Consider the following 2,315-nt stretch of genomic DNA (forward strand, 5'->3'; position numbering starts at 1 on the left):
GCGTGGGTGGCCCAGCTGTTCTCCGAGCCGGTCGCCGGCGGAACTGCGGCCCGCGACCAGCGGCTGGCGGCGGTCCGCGCCGAGGTGCCCCAGGCGCAGGTCCTGCGCAGCGACGAGTTCCCCTCGCTGAACCCGGGCTACTGGGTGATCTACGCGCCGGGTCCGTTCACCGACGGCAGGGACGCCGTGCGCTTCTGCGCCGAGCGGGGCCGTACCGACCCGGACGACTGCGTGGGCCGGTACCTGAGCCGTTCCTCCGCGGACCGGGTGTACGTCTGCTACCCGCAGAGCGGCGGCAGCGGCAGGTGCACCCGCCCCTGAGACCCACGCCGCCGCCCGGACGCGTGCGCCCCCGCCGACCTCAGCCCCGCCGCCGGTTGGCCGACCAGGGCCCCTGCTGCCCGGACCCAACCCGGAAGCCCGTGCCGTCCGGGGTCAGTCCAGGGAGTCCAGGAAGCCCAGTGCCGTCTTCCAGGTCTGCTCGGCGGCCTCGGCGTCGAAGTCGGGCAGGCTCTCGTCGGTGTAGAGGTGGCCGGCGCCGGGGTAGCGGTACACCTCGACGTCCGCGCCGGCCCTGCGCATGCGCAGGTACCAGGCGTTGAGCCAGTCGTGCGGCTCGAACGGGTCGGGGTCGGCGACGTGCAACTGGACGGGGAGGTCGTCCACGGCGGCGTCCTCGGCGATGTCGGAGGTGCCGTGCAGCAGGAGCAGCCCGCGGGCCTTGCTGTCCGCCAGGGCCAGCGTCTGGGCGATGGAACCACCGAGCGAGAAACCGGCGTAGACCAGGCCGCGTTCGCTGAGCGGCGCGGTGACGGTCACGGCGCGCATGAGAAGTTCGTCACGGCCGATCCGGTCCTTGATCTTCATGCCGTCCTCGACCGTCTCCGCGGTCTGCCCCTCGTACAGGTCCGGGGTGTGCACCTCGTGGCCTGCCGCCCGCAGCCGCTCAGCAGCGGTTTCGAGCGCGGGCCGCGGCCCGTACGCGGAGTGGAACAGCACAACGGTCGCCACAGTGTCACTTCTCTCTCGCAGGTCCCGCCTCCACTCGGCCGGGGCGGGTTCGCCCCCATGCTGCCAGGTACGGTCGGAACTTCCCCATACGCTCAAGGAGTCAAGACCATCATGGAAGACGTGCTGCGGCCACTGATCGTTTTCGGTGGTGCGTTCGTCCTCGCCTGGGTTATCGCCTGGGGCGTCGACCGGACGCTGGCCCGCCTCGACCGGCGCCATCCCGAGACCCCGATGTGGGGGCTGCTGCGGCGCGGCCGGGTGCCCCTGCAGGCGGTGTTCTTCGTCGCCCTGGTGCGGGGCTTCTTCGGCAGCACCCACCTGGCCACGAACGGCCGGGAGACCGCGACCCTGTGGCTGACGACGATCATGATCGCCGCGTCGGCGTGGCTGGCGCTCCGGGTGGTCACGGCCATAGCGGAGACGGTGTCCTCCCGGTACGCCGGCGTGGCGCAGGACGCGGCCAAGGCGCGCCGGGTGCGCACCCAACTGACGCTGATCCAGCGGCTGGTGACGGCGGTGGTGACGGTGATCGCGGTCGCCGCCGTCCTGCTCCAGTTCCCGGCGATGAAGACGGTCGGCACCTCGATGCTGGCGTCCGCCGGTGTGCTGGGCATCGTCGCCGGTATCGCGGCGCAGTCCACGCTCAGCAACCTCTTCGCCGGCCTGTCCATCGCGTTCGGCGACATGGTCCGCATCGGTGACACGGTCGTGGTGGACGGCGAGTGGGGCACGGTGGACGAGATCACCGTCTCCTACCTGGTGGTGCTCACCTGGGACGAGCGGCGCATCACCATGCCGGTGTCGTACTTCACCAGCAAGCCGTTCGAGAACTGGTCGCGGGGCGGCCCGCAGATGACCGGCACGGTCTTCCTGCACCTGGACCACACCACCCCCATCGACGAGCTGCGCGCCAGGACGGAGGAGGTCGTGCGGGCCAGTGACGCCTGGGACGGCCGGAACTGGAGCCTGGTGGTCACCGACAGCACTCCGTCCACCATCGAGGTCCGGGCGTCGATGACGGCCCGCACCGGCGACGACATCTGGACGTTGCGCTGCGAGGTACGGGAGGCGCTGATCACCTGGCTGCGCGACAAGCACCCCTACGCGCTCCCCCGCCTGCGGACCGCGCACGAGCCGGGCGGCTACGGCTTCGAGGACGGCCCCCGCCAGCTCTGACGGTTCCCGCCCCGGGTCGCAGGGCAGCCCCGGAGCCGGAGTTCAGCCCGGTCAGGACCGGAACCGCCCCGGGTCCGGGCCCGGACCCGGGGCGCGTCCTCCCCCGCCAGGAGCCCCGCCCGGCTCCA

General features: G+C 72.1%; 2 protein-coding genes and 1 pseudogene. 2 read left to right on the forward strand and 1 reads right to left on the reverse strand.

The genetic code is table 11. From position 1 onward, the window contains the following. Positions 1-321: pseudogene (locus tag ACYVE9_RS23435) on the forward strand (serine/threonine protein kinase); the annotation flags it as partial. A gap of 114 nt (positions 322-435) precedes the next feature. On the opposite strand, the gene ACYVE9_RS23440 reads toward ACYVE9_RS23435, so the two are convergent. Beyond that, on the reverse strand, positions 436-1,011 hold the full coding sequence (locus tag ACYVE9_RS23440) for a dienelactone hydrolase family protein (protein ID WP_461029882.1): 576 nt from the start codon (positions 1,009-1,011) through the stop codon (positions 436-438). A 111-nt stretch (positions 1,012-1,122) separates the two neighbouring features. Here ACYVE9_RS23440 and ACYVE9_RS23445 point away from each other — a divergent pair, with 111 nt between their 5' ends. Further along, positions 1,123-2,187 (forward strand): mechanosensitive ion channel family protein, encoded by a 1,065-nt coding sequence (locus ACYVE9_RS23445; RefSeq protein WP_461029883.1) that lies wholly within the window; start codon positions 1,123-1,125, stop codon positions 2,185-2,187. The last annotated feature ends 128 nt before the right edge of the window (positions 2,188-2,315 follow it).

The organism is Streptomyces sparsus (assembly GCF_054776295.1).